Origin of the sequence: Paenibacillus sp. LjRoot56 (assembly GCF_964253335.1) — a bacterium.
Lineage (GTDB): Bacteria > Bacillota > Bacilli > Paenibacillales > NBRC-103111 > Paenibacillus_E > Paenibacillus_E allorhizoplanae.
The window spans coordinates 334775-349616 of sequence record NZ_CAXURV020000004.1 but is presented as its reverse complement, the minus strand read 5'-3'; the positions used below and the strand labels follow the sequence as shown (position 1 = coordinate 349616).

Sequence of the window (14842 nt, the reverse complement as noted above, 5' to 3'; positions counted from 1 at the left end):
ATTAGGAGGGGCTATTTCTGATAATCTTTTTGGTTGCACTGTATTTGAAAAACATCCGTAATAGTGGTGGTATCGCAAAGAATATGAAAAAAGTGCGAAACAACTGATAGCCAACAACGACGGATAAATTAGCATTAATCTCGTGAGCGATGATCCCCATTTGGTCCATTCCACCTGGTGCGAGACTGAGTAAAGCTGTTGATTTGGAGATGTCATGCAGCTGCATAAAAATAAAGCTGAGTCCAAATGAACCTAGAAGAAGGACTAGACTACTGCCAATTGCAAGCGAAATGATCTGGATCTTGTTGTTGAGTTGGGCTGGTTTGAGCATTAATCCTACTTGGATACCAATCATGATCTGTGCTGCATTAATTAAACTTGTTGGCAACGCAGGTCCATGAAGTCCTAGGAGTTGAATGATTGCCGTACTAAAGGCAGGGCCGAGCAAAAAGGCAGTTGGAAATTTGATTTTATTACCTAGGAGTGCACAACTGATACTGACTACGGCGAAAATGAAGATGTTTGGTGTTAGGGCACCCCAGCTTGCAGTCGCAGTCGTTACCGATTGAATTAGAGTTTCAACTGTATGCTGATTCCCCATGATCGGACTAAACACTAGCAACGGTACACTGATAACGATCATCATGAGGCGAATGACTTGCAAGACGGTCACGATAGTTAAATTGATACCTTCCGTTTCTTCCGCCAAAATAACCATTTGAGTAAGTCCGCCAGGTATACTTCCGAGTAATGCCGTTTTGAAGTTAATCCGAGATAGCTTGGATATGAAGTAGGCAAGTAATACACAAAGTAGCATTAAAAGCAGTGTCATGAGCAGCATGGAAGGCAGTTGAATCGCCATTTCATGTAAAGCTGTCGCGGTCATGGAGAGACCAATCGTGTACCCGACAATGATGAGTCCTGCATTTCTAATCGGGGTAGGCCATGCATATCGCTCTTTGAACATATTGGAACCAATGAATACCGCGATCATCGGACCAAGCAGCCAGGGGATGGGAATATGTATAAGTTGGAACAAGTAACCACCTAACAGGGCAGTAGTGAGAGCCACGAACAACTTCATGGGGTTATTTAATAAGATCTTATTTATGACCATGGTTCCAATTCACCACCTTGACAGAACTGTACTTATGTTAGCACAGTTCTACTAAGCGTTCAAATACGTCACAATTTTGTTAATTAAGCCTTAAAACCAATATGGAAAGTCGAGGTAAGTCATCATGATCTTAAGAAAGATGTATCGTGCTGAATGGCAGCCGGGGATGAAGGACGTAGGTGTAAAAGCACTAGAACTAGACGAACAAGCACAATTGCTGGTAGCTCAAGGTGAGCTAATGACAGCTGCGGCTTTCGTCTGGCGGGACAACCTATTCCTCTATTATGAGTGCATGAGCCGAGAGGTGTTACCTGATGAAGTGGCTGGAGCTGCTGTCCCTTTTCTGAAGGATTGGCCTGGACAGGCACAACCTCGGAAGTGGATCTTGATGATTGATGTATTTCATTTTAATGAGCCTGCAAGCGCTGAGCACTGGTTGCGAAAAGAGCCCGTGGTATCGCGGGTAGGAAGGGTTGCTCATTTGAAGCCTGAGATGATAAGCAGTTACATCTATTATCATTATCAGCTGCAAGAGGAGCGTGCTTTCCACGGGGAAAAGTATGAAATGATTGCGATGCATGAGAACCTGCTATTCGGTTATCAAGAATTCCCCAAAGTGATCGAGGAGCCTGTTGTGACAGGACGTCTAAGCACGAAAGGAACCCCTGTGAATTGGAACGATTCGCGGATGGATCTGCATTTTCAGCCATGGGAAGAGGATGGTCATTTGTATTTTAAGCCGATTGATCAAGTGTTTGCTTATTATGTGGGGGATCTGAAAGAATCTTAGAAAATTAAGTTATCGTCAATGAGTGTAGGCATCTATAAATTGAATAAAGGTGAATGCAAAAAAGACACCCCACGGGGTGTCTTTTTTGATGTGGAGTAAGCGAATCTTACACCATTTTTATGGCTGAGATAGTCGTAATAATCGACTATCTCGAAGGAAAGCCGTGTCTTAGCCGGTAAGATAGTCGAAATAATCGACTATTTACTAATAAAAACATTATCCATATAGTAGACGCCAGTTGCATCAGCGGCAACGCCTACTTTCAACCGGCTGACGTCAGACGCTGCTGTATTTTTGAAGCTGAATTGATTGGCTTTTTTCGCGCCATTGACGTATAAGTCGAACTTTTTGGTATTGGTGTTCATGATAACTTTGATATCATACCAGGTGCCATTGGTGATGGGTTCAATACTCGAAAGCGTTGTTGCACCATCATACACCTTTAAGTAATTACCTTGTAGGCCGACATGCAAGGCTGCTCTGCTCGAACTGTCATAAACAATGAAGTCTTTCCAATTGACATCTTCAGTTCGCAGGGTGGCCTTGAAGGTTACAATGCCGGTTTGTGGAGTGAACGTTTTCTCAGCGGTGGCAGCATTCGTTGTGCTTGTTTTATTGATTTTCATGCTGCGATCCGGACCGGTGTCTAGTCCCACAGTAGGAACGTTCTGCACGGTAACCGTGCCTCCAGTGGTCACAGTCGCCCAATTAGATGGAGTGACTCCCGCTGCCGAGTATCCGTTCATGGCGTCTTTAAAAATGATGCTTTCCGAGACGACCGTTCTTCCAAAGGCAGGCACTTCGTCTCTCGTGAGTGTTACGGCATTGTTGTAAAATTGCGTGATGGTGTAGGTGTCATTGCCCGGTCCATTTGCTCCGGGATATCCGTAGAACTGATTGTCCGCCCAACCGATAGCCCAAGTGAGGAACCAAGTGTAATCGAAATTCGTTTGAACGGCAGACTCAGAAGGAAGTAAACCAACTTCAGACAAGCCATAACGCTTACTGCCTAGGACAGAAGCCAGCTCGCTGTTCGCATTTGTAAACTTCGCATCCCCACGGGCTTGTGTATAAACATCAGCTCCACCGAGATCCACGTACGAGGAGCCTGGGTAATAGTTGCTGCTAACGGCATTATTATCATCACGTCCCGGAGCCCACACCCAAATAAGGTTGTTCAAGCCATGATAATTGGTGTAGCGGTCGTACATATTTTGCCATAACTTTTTGTAACTTGCAGCAGACTTACCACCCCACCAGAAGCCGATGTTCATCTCGTGATAAGGTCTCCAGAGAACGACTACACCTTGATCCCGAAGGGATTTCAAATAGCCCGCCATCGTATCGATATGCGCTAACCATTTGTTATATAAGGTGGTACCAGGGGTTGTGAGCGAGTCGAAATCCGTCTGTGACATCGAACTGATCACACTGTTCCATCCGCCATCATCTACTGTGGCATCCAAAGGGTTCGTCTCATGCCAAGAAAGGGTGACAAGGCCGCCTTTTTTCCAATAATCTGTCGCATGATCGACAATGAAGGAGCGCCATTTGCCGAGATCGGAAGCGTTCGTCACGTTGTATAGAAGATCATAACCAATCATCGCCGGGTATTTGCCAGTCAAATTATAGAGGTGATCAGTCTCTAAGTAGCCATAATTTTGCCCTCGTACGTACTGTCCAGAGATGATTTGATTATTCGTTTGGACGGTATCGAAATAATTCAGAACGTCTTGCACAGCTTGCGTCGCATTGGGATTAACAGGGGTTGCAGCATGAGCTGTAGGTCCACCTATTGAAGGTAAACTGGAACCGAGCAGGACCACAATGAGTGTTGCGGCAAGTAATTTGGACAACCATGTGTTCAACATTCGTCATTTCCTCCTAGATTGGATTGGTGTTAGTGAACTGTTTCGACTTCGTTGCATTGCCAGTTTAGAAAACGTTTACATTTAATTAAATTATTATCTTCCCTCCTCTGATGCAGTATGGTTACAATTGTAAATGCTTTGAAGGGGGAAGAAGTCTAATTTTTTTGGAAACAAGTTATGGATCTTCGGATATTCGTACACGCTTGCAACCTTCAAGCTGAGTATAAGTCGAGGAATATGGGCTTGACATTCCCCGAAATCCCCTGTAAGATATTGAAAAATTCATATCGAAATATTAATGATTGGGACAGTAATTCCTAACAGACAGTCGCAGCGAGCCGGGGCAGTGGAAGCCGGTACGGATGTTAAGAATGAAACGGACCCAGGAAATGGTTTGCCGAAAATTGGAGTAGGTAAATCCGGTCTTACGACCGTTACGAAACAGAGGGGTTAAACCAGAGGTTTAACACTTAGAGTGGTACCGCGGGAATTTTCAGCTCTCGTCTCTTTTATAGAGACGGGGGCTTTTTATATTTTCTAGAAAAATGATAGGAGAGAAACGCTATGTTAAATTATAAGCATTATTTTGCAGAGAAAATTACATCGTTACTCACGGGTTTCGATGCACAAGACATTATGGCATGGATGGAATACCCAGCGAATCCGGATCAAGGTGATCTATCTTTACCATGCTTCCGACTAAGCAAAACCCTAAGTAAATCACCACAAGTCATTGCTGAAGAGTTAAAAACAACCCTAAAAGACGAGCACATCGACGAGATGAATGCCGTATCTGGTTATCTAAACATTTTTCTCAAGAAGTCTACGTTTGCAGAATCTCTTATTCGTCATATAAGTCAAGCTGGAGAAGGGTATGGATCACAGAAGTTGGGACATGGCAAGACGGTGGTGATTGACTATTCTTCTCCGAATATTGCCAAACCCTTTCATGTTGGACATTTGAGATCCACGGTGATTGGCAATGCGTTATATCATATCCACGCCTTTCTTGGATACAACTGTGTGGGGATTAACCATTTAGGCGATTGGGGGACACAGTTCGGGAAGTTGATTGTTGCTTACCAACTGTGGGGTAGTAAAGAGGCTGTAACCCTTAGAGCTATCGATGAGCTTCTCGATCTGTATGTTAAATTTCATGAGGAGGCTGAGAAAGATCCAGCTTTAGAAGATCAAGCTAGATCTTGGTTTACGAAAATGGAGCAGGGTGATCAAGAAGCCCTAGCTTTGTGGCAGTGGTTTATTGAGATCAGCCTTACCGAATTTCAGAAGATTTACAACCTGCTAGGTGTCAAATTTGACGCTTTCCAAGGTGAAAGCTTCTACAATGACAAGATGGAGGCCGTCATACAGGAGCTGAAAGAGAAGCAGCTTTTGGTAGAAGACGAGGGTGCTTTATTAGTTAGGTTAGATGCTTTTGGCATGGCTCCAGCATTAATGCTGAAGAAAGACGGCAGCTCCCTGTATCATACGCGTGACCTAACGGCAGCTATATACAGAGCGGATAAGTACGAATTTGAGAAATTGATCTATGTGACGGATTATGCTCAAAATCTTCATTTCCAGCAGTTGTTTAAGGTTGTTGAATTAATGGACTATGCGTGGTCCTCCAAGCTTGAGCATGTCCCATTTGGCCGCGTGAGCATTGAAGGAGGGAGCTTGTCAACACGAAAGGGTAATGTGATTAGACTGGAGAACGTGCTGGAGCAATCCATTCAGAAAATAAGGGATGTCATCGAAGCAAGAAACCCAAGCTTGGCGAATAAAGCTATAGTTGCTGAGCAAGTTGGCATTGGCGCAGTCATATTTAACGATTTGAGTGCGAATCGAATTAAAGATATCGATTTTTCGTGGGACGAAGCCCTTAATTTCGATGGTGAAACGGGACCCTACGTGCAGTACACCTATGCAAGAACTTGCAGTGTGTTGAAGAAAGCGATATTGTCTGACAGACATGCGATGCAAACAAATGAGGTAGACGGAGCTAATTTGCAAAATAAAGAGGCCATGGCGGTTGTGAAAATGCTCTATTTATTTACGGAAAAAGTAGAGCAGGCCATGGTAAAGCTCGAACCCTCGATCGTTTCACGTTATCTCATTGATCTTGCCCAAGCATTTAATCGCTTTTACCATGCCTGTTATATCTTAGTGGAGGATGCACAGTTACGTGAAGCACGATTAGCACTGGTTCAATGCGTTCAAATTACGTTGCGTAATGGCTTGAAACTTATTGGATTGCAAGCTCCTCATGAAATTTAATGACATTAATCATTAATGTGATAAATTAAAATGGGCTTAGCGAAATGAATTGGTAAAAATCCTCATTCATGAGAGATTTTCTTAGGGGGAATACTATTTGGCAACACAAGGTTTAACCCTTAAGGAGCTGGTTTGTCGTGCTAAAGCGAGCTGCTGCGATTGTATCGACATGCTTATTGGCAAGTGGATGCTTAGGAAGTACGGCTACGCCTAAAGATCCAAGCATGGAAGCGAAGCAAGTCACCCCCTTTGTCCAGATGACGTCTCCACCGATACAACAATATCATTCGACCTCAAAGAAACAAGCAGAATCAGAAACCAAAGTCTCTCAGGTTACGCTTGCTGCAATTGGGGATATCCTCATCCATGATAAAGTTTATATAGACGCAAAGCAGAAGGATGGGACGTATAATTTTAAACGTATTTTCAGCGGGGTGTCGAACTTATTACAAGCACCAGATATCCTTGTTGCTAATCAAGAAACGATGATTGGTGGCAAGGATCTGCGGCTATCCAGTTATCCAACATTTAATAGCCCTCACGAAATTGGAGATGCCCTGAAAGTAGCCGGAGTAGACATCGTTACGATTGCCAATAATCATGCGCTAGACCGAGGCGAGAAAGTGATTCAAAGTGCGCTCACCTATTGGGATACTCTTGGGATTCCCTACACGGGTGCATTTAAATCCCAGAACGATCGGGACAATATTCGGACGGTTACGCGAAATGAGATTACTTTCTCCTTCTTAAGTTACACCTACGGAACGAATGGGATATCAACACCTAAGGGAAAGCCGTTCTTGGTCAATCGGATCGATGATTCGCAAATTCGTACAGATGTGGAACAAGCCAAACAATTGTCGGATGTCATCGTGGTTGCACTTCATTGGGGGAATGAATATCAACGATTTCCGGATGCCAGCCAAACTAGTCTTGCTCAAAAGCTAGCGAACATGGGGGTTCATATCATCATTGGGAACCATCCGCATGTCTTACAACCGCCTGCTTGGGTAGAGGGGAAGCAAGGGCATCGTACCTTTGTTGTTTATTCGCTGGGCAACTTTCTATCCGCTCAAATCAACTTATATAAGCAAGTTGGTGGCATGGCAACTATTGACGTGTTGAAAACCACTAAAGAGAATACCAAAAAGATTGAGCTCATAAAGCCCAGTTTTCTTCCAACCTATACGTACAGTCAACAAGGTCGTCATTTCCAAATTATTTCAATGGATAGGTTAACCAATGATCAACTTATTCATGCTAAATCTCACTATGAAATGATAAAAAAACATATGCGAACCAATATGCCCGAACTGGTCATTAAGTCGTCAATGTGAGAAATCAAAAACACCGCTCCTTAGCAGGGCGGTGTTTTGCTTTGCTGTCAATCACGATGAGGATTCATCTTGCGGAGTCGCTTTAGCGAGATTCAACTTCAATGCAGCTTTCTTAGCTGCTAATTCTTTCGCGATATCTTTTTGTAGACGATCACTTGTCTTAATCTCTTCGTTCAGCTTATTTACGCGTGACATTTTGCTGCTCAAATCACTGTGTGACTGGCTTAATTTCATATCTCGCCCAATCTGATTAATTTTGGCTTGGGCTTGTTCTTTCTTTTTCTTCGCGTTTACCTGTTTGCTTTCAAGGTCTGCAATTTCTTTTGTTAACTGAGTAACAATTGTTTTCGTAAAGCTAATGGCCATTCCTACACCCCGTATCCATTTCATGTAGCTGAGACATCATTCTACTATAAAAGGCGGCTCTAAGCGAGGAATAGCTCTATGAATTTATTATCTTATACGTTATTTCCACCCTTTTGCAGTTATGGTTTGCTTTTTGCGATTAAAAAGCCTTTTGAACAAGCTTACTTGTTTTTTACGTCTGAGAGTGAGGCGAACACCTTCGATTAGCAGTAAAGACCTTAATGAATCGCGGCGATTAAGTGTATGTAATCTTTTAATAAACTGCTCGTCCATGTCGATCATCCTCCCAAATGTATGCACAATAGTTAAGAACCTCAACAGTAAACCTTACTTTATTATAAATTCAATAGACGAAAATATTTGTCAAACCATCGATGAGAATTAGGCTACTTTTGTCGAATATGCATGTGATTTTGTGAAATTGGCAGATGTATAGAATTTTTTAACAAAGTAGTTTACTTTCGTGACCATTCAGCATATAGTTAAATCACGGTGTTTCCTTTGGTAAACTTTTTGTCCCACTGGAAACTTTATTTTCGCCCAAAATGTTTCCCTAGGTAAAAAATATTGTAAACAAGCAATTTATAATAGGAGGTCATAGCGATGTTTCAGAAATCAGATAAAAAGCTATCGAGACGTAATCTTTTGAAGCTAGGAACGACAGGAGCGTTTGCTGTGATAGGGAGTGCATTATTGAATCCTTCCTCGTTATTCGGTAGGCCACCGATCGCACAAGCGCAAGATAAACATGATATTCACCATGCGATGAAAGAACAATTACATGAGGGTATGAAGCATGGCTATGTCCCAAGCAACGAAGTAACAGAAGGGTTTAAAGCTGCGCAACATGCACTGACCGCTTTTGATTATGGCAAAGTGAGTAAGCTTCCTGACGGTAGAACGCTTAGGGAATATGAGATCGCAGCCTTTGAGGCTAATGTGGAGATTGCCAAGGGAATCAAGTTTCCTGGCTGGACGTTCAATGGAACGATACCTGGTCCAACTATCCGTTGTACCGAGGGTGATGTCCTTCGCGTGAAATTTACCAATGGAACCCTGCATCCACATTCTATTCATTTTCATGGTATGCACCCAACGAATATGGATGGTCTTGAATCTGTACTTTCCGGGGACTCATTTACGTATGAATTTGAAGCCAAACCAGCTGGTATGCACGTCTATCACTGTCACGTGGCTCCTTTAGCCAGACATATCCATAAAGGTCTCTACGGCAATTTCATCATTGACCCGAAGAAACCAAGAGCTGCTGCCAAGGAATTCAACATGCTGATGAATGGCTACGATCTGGATCTCGACGGGGAAAATGAAATTTACACCGTGAATGGCTATGCTTTTGCCTATCAGCAGGAACCGATTAAAGTGAAAGTAGGGGAGCTTGTACGTATTTACTTAAGCAATCTGACTGAATTTGATTTAATTAATTCGTTTCATCTTCATGCGAACTTTTTCAACTATTACGCAACGGGGGCAGATCCTGAAGCTCGACCTGCGTATACCGATACCATTATGCAATGCCAGGGTGAACGTGGGATTCTGGAAATTGTGTTTCCGGGGCCCGGGCGATACATGTTTCATGCGCATCAAAGCGAATTTGCAGAACTAGGTTGGATGGGATTCTTCATTGCTGAATAAGAAAGGAGGCGACGTACCATATGAGTATTGACAATCAAACCACTAAGCCATCATCAATAAAAGCTATTCTATGGGGCCTTCTGCCCTTGATCTTGCTGTTAGCCATTATCACAACGATTGCCAAAGTAGGTACCGGCATAGAGAACGAACCTGCTGCTCCGATCGAAGTCTTGAATGTCGAGAAAATCACATTAAATGATGACGGTATTCAAGTGAAAGTACTGAACTCTGGACCAGAAGAAGTAACTATCGCCCAAGTCGTCGTTGATGGCGCATTTTGGAATGCATCTTTCTCACCTAGTGATACGTTAAAAAGATTTGAACAAGGCATGATCCATATCCCATACCCGTGGGTACAAGGTGATCCGCATGAAGTGAAACTCATCACTTCGAATGGATTGATTTTCGTAGGAGAAGTGGCAGCAGCAGCTGCTACGCCTGAAGCGAATGGGAAGCTATTTTGGCAATACGCGCTAATTGGCTTCTATGTGGGGGTAATTCCTGTAGGGCTTGGCCTATTATGGTATCCATTCCTTCGTAGATTCTCGGTTAGAGGCATGCATGCTATTCTTGCATTGACCATTGGACTGTTGTTCTTCTTAGTCATAGATACCTTTGGCGAAGGCTTTGAAATGGCTGCTGAAGCGCCAGGCGTTTTCCAAGGCTCAGGTCTAGTGTGGTTCGGTGCTTTGCTGAGCTGTTTATTCCTGATCGCTGTCGACCAGTCGAATGAGCGTAAATTAAGCAGTGAAACATATGCTGGCAAACGTGTAGCTAACAAAATCGCAACAGGCATCGGGCTTCATAATTTTGGAGAAGGTCTTGCGATCGGTTCTGCTTTTGCAGTGGGGGAGGCAGCATTAGGGACTTTCCTCATCATTGGTTTCACCCTTCACAACATTACAGAGGGCGTAGGTATTGCAGCTCCGCTGTTGAAAGATCGTCCATCGTGGAAGACATTTGTCAAATTAGCATTAATCGCCGGCGGACCTGCTATAATAGGTACATGGGCGGGTGGTTTCATATTTAACGATACATTAGCTGCTCTCTTCTTCGGTATCGGTGCGGGTGCGATTCTGCAGGTCATTTACGTTATTTCGAAAATGATTCTTAAAGAGTCTGAGAAAAAAGGATTATCTCCGGTATCTTGGTTAAACTTCAGTGGACTTACAGCAGGGATATTAATCATGTATGTAACTGCGTTAATGGTGAAATTTTAAGTTTTCTCAATGAAGGGAAGGGTGGTGACTCATATGTTATCAGGTATTGGCATACCAGGTCTTATTGTAATCGTAGGAGTTGCATTGCTTTTATTCGGACCAACGAAGCTTCCGCAACTAGGTCGTGCTTTCGGAACAACGATCAAGGAGTTTAGACAAGGAACGAAGGGATTATTAGAGGAAGAAGAGACGAAAGATAAGCAGAAGGATTCTAATTGATTTTGCTGAGATAATGGAGTGTATAAGAGGGCTGTCCAGAGGAAGCGTAAGCTGCTTCACTGGGCAGCTTATTTTTTATTCATACCTTGGATTTTACTTCTTGCTGCAGTAGTATATATGGAAGAAAATCGAATAACGAATGGAGCTAAGTAATGAAATCACTAGAACAATATTGGAATGAATCGTATCAAAGGCCCGACCTCAAACCTACTTTCGATAACTGGTTGGACAAATACTGGCATGAATACGTATCAACAACAAGCCAGGAAGATCTTATCGTTGATCTTGGTTGTGGTGTTGGTAATAACGCTAAGTACCTTGTAGAACATGGGCTGTCGCCAATCGCTTGTGATATCTCTGAAGTGGCCATCCATACATTGAAATCATTCTTTCCGAATATTCAAACGCTTTGTTTGGATATGACAGAGGGGCTTCCTTTTCATAAAGATTCTGTACAAATCCTCATTGCTGATCTCAGTATTCATTATTTCAATGAAGCGACTACCCATGAAGTCATCAGAGATCTCTATAACGTGCTGAAAACAGATGGTATTTTACTTTGCAGGTTGAATTCAACCAATGAAATTAGCAATAAAGGAAACGTCATTCCAACGATAGATAGATATTTAATGGAATCGGAAGGGATATACCGTAGGTTTTTTGATCGAGAAGAGATAGAGCGATTTTTTGATAAAGAAAAGTGGACTTACCTGCATATAGAGGAGTACGAAATGGATCGGTATACCAATAAGAAGAAGCTGTGGGAAATTGCACTAAAACCACGCAAGTAAGCGGAAAAGTCATGATAAAGCAATAAGTGGTCAATTTCCGCATGCAGAATCGTAAAGGATTTGGTGTGGAATGAGCGAACCTCTAATATATACATGTATAACATCAAGTTGGACCATTATATCGAAGCAGAAAAGGGGATTCCAATGAAACAGATTGGCATTGCACTTATTGGTTGCGGGGCGATTTCCGGCGTACATCTGAAAGCTATTTCACAAATACCAACAGCGAAGCTCGTGGCCGTAGTTGACTCGAACGCCGAGTTAGCGGCTCAAACAGCAGAAACGTATGACTGTGCGTATTACACGGATTATCTCGAAATGTTGAAAAATCCTGATATTGACGTCGTTCACATATGTACAGCACATTACCAACATGCGCCAATGGCGGTTGATGCGCTTCATGCGGGTAAGCATGTTCTTACAGAGAAGCCGTTGGCTGAAACGAAAGAAGCAGCGCTAACGATGTTACGTGCAGCAGAAGCGAATCCGCATGTACAGCTTGGTGTTATTTTCCAAAATCGATATAATCCGGCCTCCCAAATCATGAAGAAAACCGCCCAATCCGGTGAACTAGGGAAGTTACTTTGTCTAAAAGGAATTGTCACTTGGTCCCGAGATGCTTCCTATTATCAAACGGAGTGGAAAGGGAAATGGGCCACAGAAGGCGGTGGCGTCCTGATTAACCAGTCCATTCATACGTTAGATTTACTACAATGGATAGGCGGCGAAGTAGCTAGTATTAAAGGAACCATGTCGACAGATTCACTTGAGGGAATTATTGAAGTAGAAGACACCGTTCATGCACACCTTACGTACCGAGGTGGAGCAACGGCTATCTTTTATGCAACGAACTCATATGGGGTAAATTCCCCTGTTGAGATTGAGCTTGTCTTTGAAAAAGGGAAACTCGTACTCACAGGTGATACGTTGTATCGCGTGATGGATGGTGAGCAAACGATGCTGACTTCACCAGAAACGACGAATCTAGGGGCCAAATCGTACTGGGGCATCAGCCACGGGACTCAAATTGCTGATTTCTATGACCATCTCTTATCGGATCGTAGCTACGGTTTGAATGGGCCTGAAGGCTTTAAAGCATTCAATCTCGTTATGGATGTGTACGAATCGGCTAGATCAGGCAAACGAATTAGTTATCTATAACAATCAGGCAGATTTGGTTTTAGGTTTCAACTCGAAATTCCGTCCCATCGTCGCGAAAATAAAAGGCAATCTCATCGGTGATCGTACTCATTCGAATGGATATTCTTGTGAACTCTTCAATGATACCGCGATCAACTTCACAGAAAACACCATTCTCATCTGTTTGCCACACGGATACCGTTGTTTGAGATAGCGCGGCTATAAATAGATCTCCATCGGATGTCAAGGTCATCATCATGAATATCGCCCTCCCCTTCGGTCGCCGCCGCATGGCGGCTGGCTGAATCGTAAGAAATGTTCTTAATCGTTCCGTTGTTACTTGAGTATATTCGTAGTTATCAACGAAATGCGAATTTAGCGAGATATGTTCTTTCTTATTCTACTATGTAATTCTAGTCGTTACCTTTTGGTAACGGCTTTTTGTTGTTCCAACAAGAATTGGCCTAATCATTCATCACCGTTTATCTACCAAGTCAAATGGTCATAATGGGGAAGGGATGAGAATAAGGAGGGATTCACATCATGCCAGATGATGCAACGATTCCTATTGACCCGAATGTTGAAATAAACCTTGAACGAATCATGAAGGATTTAGGCGGAAGCGACGATGTCGTCATACGTGAAATACAAGATGATGGCACTTTGATAGTAGCGGCCGCAGTAGTGTATATCGATGGACTTTCCGATACATTGGCCATTAATACGTATATTTTCGATGTGTTAAAAATGATGGTTAGGAATGTCACACAGGACGCACATGGAGACAATTCGGTTGCAGAAACAATTGCCAAAGAGCTGCTAACTGGATTGGGTTCCATTCAAACCGTAGCGGATATGGCAGCTATGTATGCGAATTTACTTTCAGGCGAGGCTATTATTTTATTTAATCAGCAGCATTACGCGTATCGCGCAGACATTCGTCAGTGGAAGGGACGAGATGTTACTGAATCCACGAACCAGACGTCCGTACGTGGACCTAGGGAAAGTTTTACCGAGACACTGCGCACCAATACTTCGTTAATTAGACGTAAAATAAAAGACCCAAGGCTGTGGCTGGAGACGATGTCTATCGGTCGGATGACAAAAACCAACGTAACGATCATGTACATGAACGGGATTGCCAAGCCATCCGTAATCGAACTCGTACGTTCTAGATTAAATGCAATTGATATCGACAGCATTTTGGACAGCGGTTATATTGAGGAATTAATCGAGGATAATAAGTATTCACTTTTTCCAACTATTTTCAATTCTGAGCTCCCAGACACCACGGCGGCCCAATTGTTAGAAGGGAAGGTAGCGATTCTTGTAGATGGCACACCTAATATTTTACTAGTACCTACGCAACTCGTTACTTTTTTTCAATCAGCGGAGGACTATTATCAAAGAGCCTATTATGCAACTCTGCTTCGTCTACTTCGATTTAGCACGGTATTCATCTCTTTGCTGCTGCCTTCCATTTATATCGCAATAACGACTTTTCATCGCGATATGCTGCCAGCTTCACTGTTAATCGGGCTGGCGGCGCAACGTGAAGGGGTGCCGCTACCCGCTTTTGTTGAAGCGCTTGTCATGGAAGTGACCTTCGAAATTTTGCGAGAAGCGGGTCTTCGCATGCCGCGAGCGATTGGACAAGCCGTGTCTGTCGTTGGCACACTTGTCATTGGACAAGCTGCGGTAGAAGCGGGAATTGTCTCGGCAGCCATGGTTATTGTCGTTTCAGTAACAGCCATTTCAACATTTACGCTGCCAGCGTATAGCATGTCTATTCCAGTACGTCTGCTTCGGTTTGTATTTATGGGGGCTGCGGCAAGTTTTGGGTTATTCGGGATTGCCATGGGGATGTTTGTGTTATTGCTTCATTTGTGTGCTCTTCGTTCTTTCGGAGAGCCTTTTATGTCTCCATTTTCACCATACCGAAAAGCAGATTTAGAGGATACGCTGGTTCGTTTACCGAGATGGCTTGTGTTTAAGCGTCCTGAGACATCACTCGATGAAGGCAGTGATCGAATACGAAAGCGTTAGAGGGAGGCGCTTTAG

The 14842-nt window shown here is 43.3% G+C and carries 14 protein-coding genes and 1 other annotated feature; of the genes, 9 read left to right on the top strand and 5 right to left on the bottom strand.

Translation table 11 applies throughout. The annotated features are described in order from the left end of the window. Position 1: 1 nt before the first annotated feature. Complete coding sequence (locus tag ACSQ8O_RS27255; RefSeq protein WP_436244231.1) at positions 2–1084, bottom strand: AbrB family transcriptional regulator; 1083 nt, start codon at positions 1082–1084, stop codon at positions 2–4. A 157-nt stretch (positions 1085–1241) separates the two neighbouring features. Here ACSQ8O_RS27255 and ACSQ8O_RS27250 point away from each other — a divergent pair, with 157 nt between their 5' ends. Then, entirely contained in the window at positions 1242–1907 is a 666-nt protein-coding gene (locus tag ACSQ8O_RS27250) for a hypothetical protein (protein WP_436244230.1), read from the top strand. Positions 1908–2104: 197 nt separating this feature from the next. Here ACSQ8O_RS27250 and ACSQ8O_RS27245 read toward each other — a convergent pair whose 3' ends face one another. Further along, a complete protein-coding gene (locus ACSQ8O_RS27245) occupies positions 2105–3778 on the bottom strand; it encodes a glycosyl hydrolase (protein WP_436244229.1) in 1674 nt (557 codons plus the stop codon). Between the two features lie 289 nt (positions 3779–4067). After that, positions 4068–4289 (top strand) — a binding site (T-box leader). Between the two features lie 53 nt (positions 4290–4342). Here ACSQ8O_RS27245 and argS point away from each other — a divergent pair. Further along, positions 4343–6055: an arginine--tRNA ligase gene (gene argS, locus ACSQ8O_RS27240; RefSeq protein ID WP_436244228.1), complete on the top strand. Its 1713-nt coding sequence runs from the start codon at positions 4343–4345 to the stop codon at positions 6053–6055. Positions 6056–6192: 137 nt separating this feature from the next. Next, positions 6193–7392 carry a CapA family protein gene (locus tag ACSQ8O_RS27235; protein WP_436244227.1) on the top strand — a complete coding sequence of 400 codons (1200 nt, stop codon included), beginning with the start codon at positions 6193–6195 and terminating at the stop codon, positions 7390–7392. A gap of 51 nt (positions 7393–7443) precedes the next feature. On the opposite strand, the gene ACSQ8O_RS27230 is transcribed toward ACSQ8O_RS27235, so the two are convergent. Both ACSQ8O_RS27230 and ACSQ8O_RS27225 read right to left on the bottom strand, forming a co-directional pair. Beyond that, the gene (locus ACSQ8O_RS27230; RefSeq protein WP_436244226.1) at positions 7444–7782 is read right to left on the bottom strand and encodes a hypothetical protein; all 339 of its coding nucleotides are present in this window, start codon (positions 7780–7782) and stop codon (positions 7444–7446) included. 75 nt (positions 7783–7857) lie between these two features. Next, the gene (locus tag ACSQ8O_RS27225; RefSeq protein ID WP_157257061.1) at positions 7858–8031 is read right to left on the bottom strand and encodes a hypothetical protein; all 174 of its coding nucleotides are present in this window, start codon (positions 8029–8031) and stop codon (positions 7858–7860) included. 330 nt (positions 8032–8361) lie between these two features. Between ACSQ8O_RS27225 and ACSQ8O_RS27220 the strand changes: the two genes are divergently transcribed. From ACSQ8O_RS27220 to ACSQ8O_RS27200, 5 genes are all read left to right on the top strand, one after another. After that, entirely contained in the window at positions 8362–9411 is a 1050-nt protein-coding gene (locus tag ACSQ8O_RS27220) for a multicopper oxidase domain-containing protein (protein ID WP_436244225.1), read from the top strand. A 20-nt stretch (positions 9412–9431) separates the two neighbouring features. Next, complete coding sequence (locus tag ACSQ8O_RS27215; protein WP_436244224.1) at positions 9432–10631, top strand: ZIP family metal transporter; 1200 nt, start codon at positions 9432–9434, stop codon at positions 10629–10631. A gap of 33 nt (positions 10632–10664) precedes the next feature. Next, entirely contained in the window at positions 10665–10850 is a 186-nt protein-coding gene (locus ACSQ8O_RS27210; RefSeq protein WP_436244223.1) for a twin-arginine translocase TatA/TatE family subunit, read from the top strand. A 152-nt stretch (positions 10851–11002) separates the two neighbouring features. Next, positions 11003–11641: a class I SAM-dependent methyltransferase gene (locus tag ACSQ8O_RS27205; protein ID WP_436244222.1), complete on the top strand. Its 639-nt coding sequence runs from the start codon at positions 11003–11005 to the stop codon at positions 11639–11641. 93 nt (positions 11642–11734) lie between these two features. Further along, entirely contained in the window at positions 11735–12802 is a 1068-nt protein-coding gene (locus ACSQ8O_RS27200) for a Gfo/Idh/MocA family protein (protein WP_436244221.1), read from the top strand. Positions 12803–12821: 19 nt separating this feature from the next. On the opposite strand, the gene ACSQ8O_RS27195 is transcribed toward ACSQ8O_RS27200, so the two are convergent. Beyond that, complete coding sequence (locus ACSQ8O_RS27195) at positions 12822–13040, bottom strand: hypothetical protein (protein ID WP_436244220.1); 219 nt, start codon at positions 13038–13040, stop codon at positions 12822–12824. 284 nt (positions 13041–13324) lie between these two features. Between ACSQ8O_RS27195 and ACSQ8O_RS27190 the strand changes: the two genes are divergently transcribed. Then, positions 13325–14827, top strand: a complete 1503-nt coding sequence (locus ACSQ8O_RS27190; protein ID WP_436244219.1) for a spore germination protein — start codon at positions 13325–13327, stop codon at positions 14825–14827. The last annotated feature ends 15 nt before the right edge of the window (positions 14828–14842 follow it).

Coding starts and splice junctions, on each gene's coding strand:
- ACSQ8O_RS27210 (WP_436244223.1), top strand. CDS start 10,665: ATGTTATCAGGTATTGGCATACCAGGTCTTATTGTAATCGTAGGAGTT.
- ACSQ8O_RS27190 (WP_436244219.1), top strand. CDS start 13,325: ATGCCAGATGATGCAACGATTCCTATTGACCCGAATGTTGAAATAAAC.
- ACSQ8O_RS27230 (WP_436244226.1), bottom strand. CDS start 7,782: ATGAAATGGATACGGGGTGTAGGAATGGCCATTAGCTTTACGAAAACA.
- ACSQ8O_RS27195 (WP_436244220.1), bottom strand. CDS start 13,040: ATGATGATGACCTTGACATCCGATGGAGATCTATTTATAGCCGCGCTA.
- argS (WP_436244228.1), top strand. CDS start 4,343: ATGTTAAATTATAAGCATTATTTTGCAGAGAAAATTACATCGTTACTC.
- ACSQ8O_RS27200 (WP_436244221.1), top strand. CDS start 11,735: ATGTATAACATCAAGTTGGACCATTATATCGAAGCAGAAAAGGGGATT.
- ACSQ8O_RS27215 (WP_436244224.1), top strand. CDS start 9,432: ATGAGTATTGACAATCAAACCACTAAGCCATCATCAATAAAAGCTATT.
- ACSQ8O_RS27245 (WP_436244229.1), bottom strand. CDS start 3,778: ATGTTGAACACATGGTTGTCCAAATTACTTGCCGCAACACTCATTGTG.
- ACSQ8O_RS27225 (WP_157257061.1), bottom strand. CDS start 8,031: ATGGACGAGCAGTTTATTAAAAGATTACATACACTTAATCGCCGCGAT.
- ACSQ8O_RS27255 (WP_436244231.1), bottom strand. CDS start 1,084: ATGAAGTTGTTCGTGGCTCTCACTACTGCCCTGTTAGGTGGTTACTTG.
- ACSQ8O_RS27220 (WP_436244225.1), top strand. CDS start 8,362: ATGTTTCAGAAATCAGATAAAAAGCTATCGAGACGTAATCTTTTGAAG.
- ACSQ8O_RS27250 (WP_436244230.1), top strand. CDS start 1,242: ATGATCTTAAGAAAGATGTATCGTGCTGAATGGCAGCCGGGGATGAAG.
- ACSQ8O_RS27205 (WP_436244222.1), top strand. CDS start 11,003: ATGAAATCACTAGAACAATATTGGAATGAATCGTATCAAAGGCCCGAC.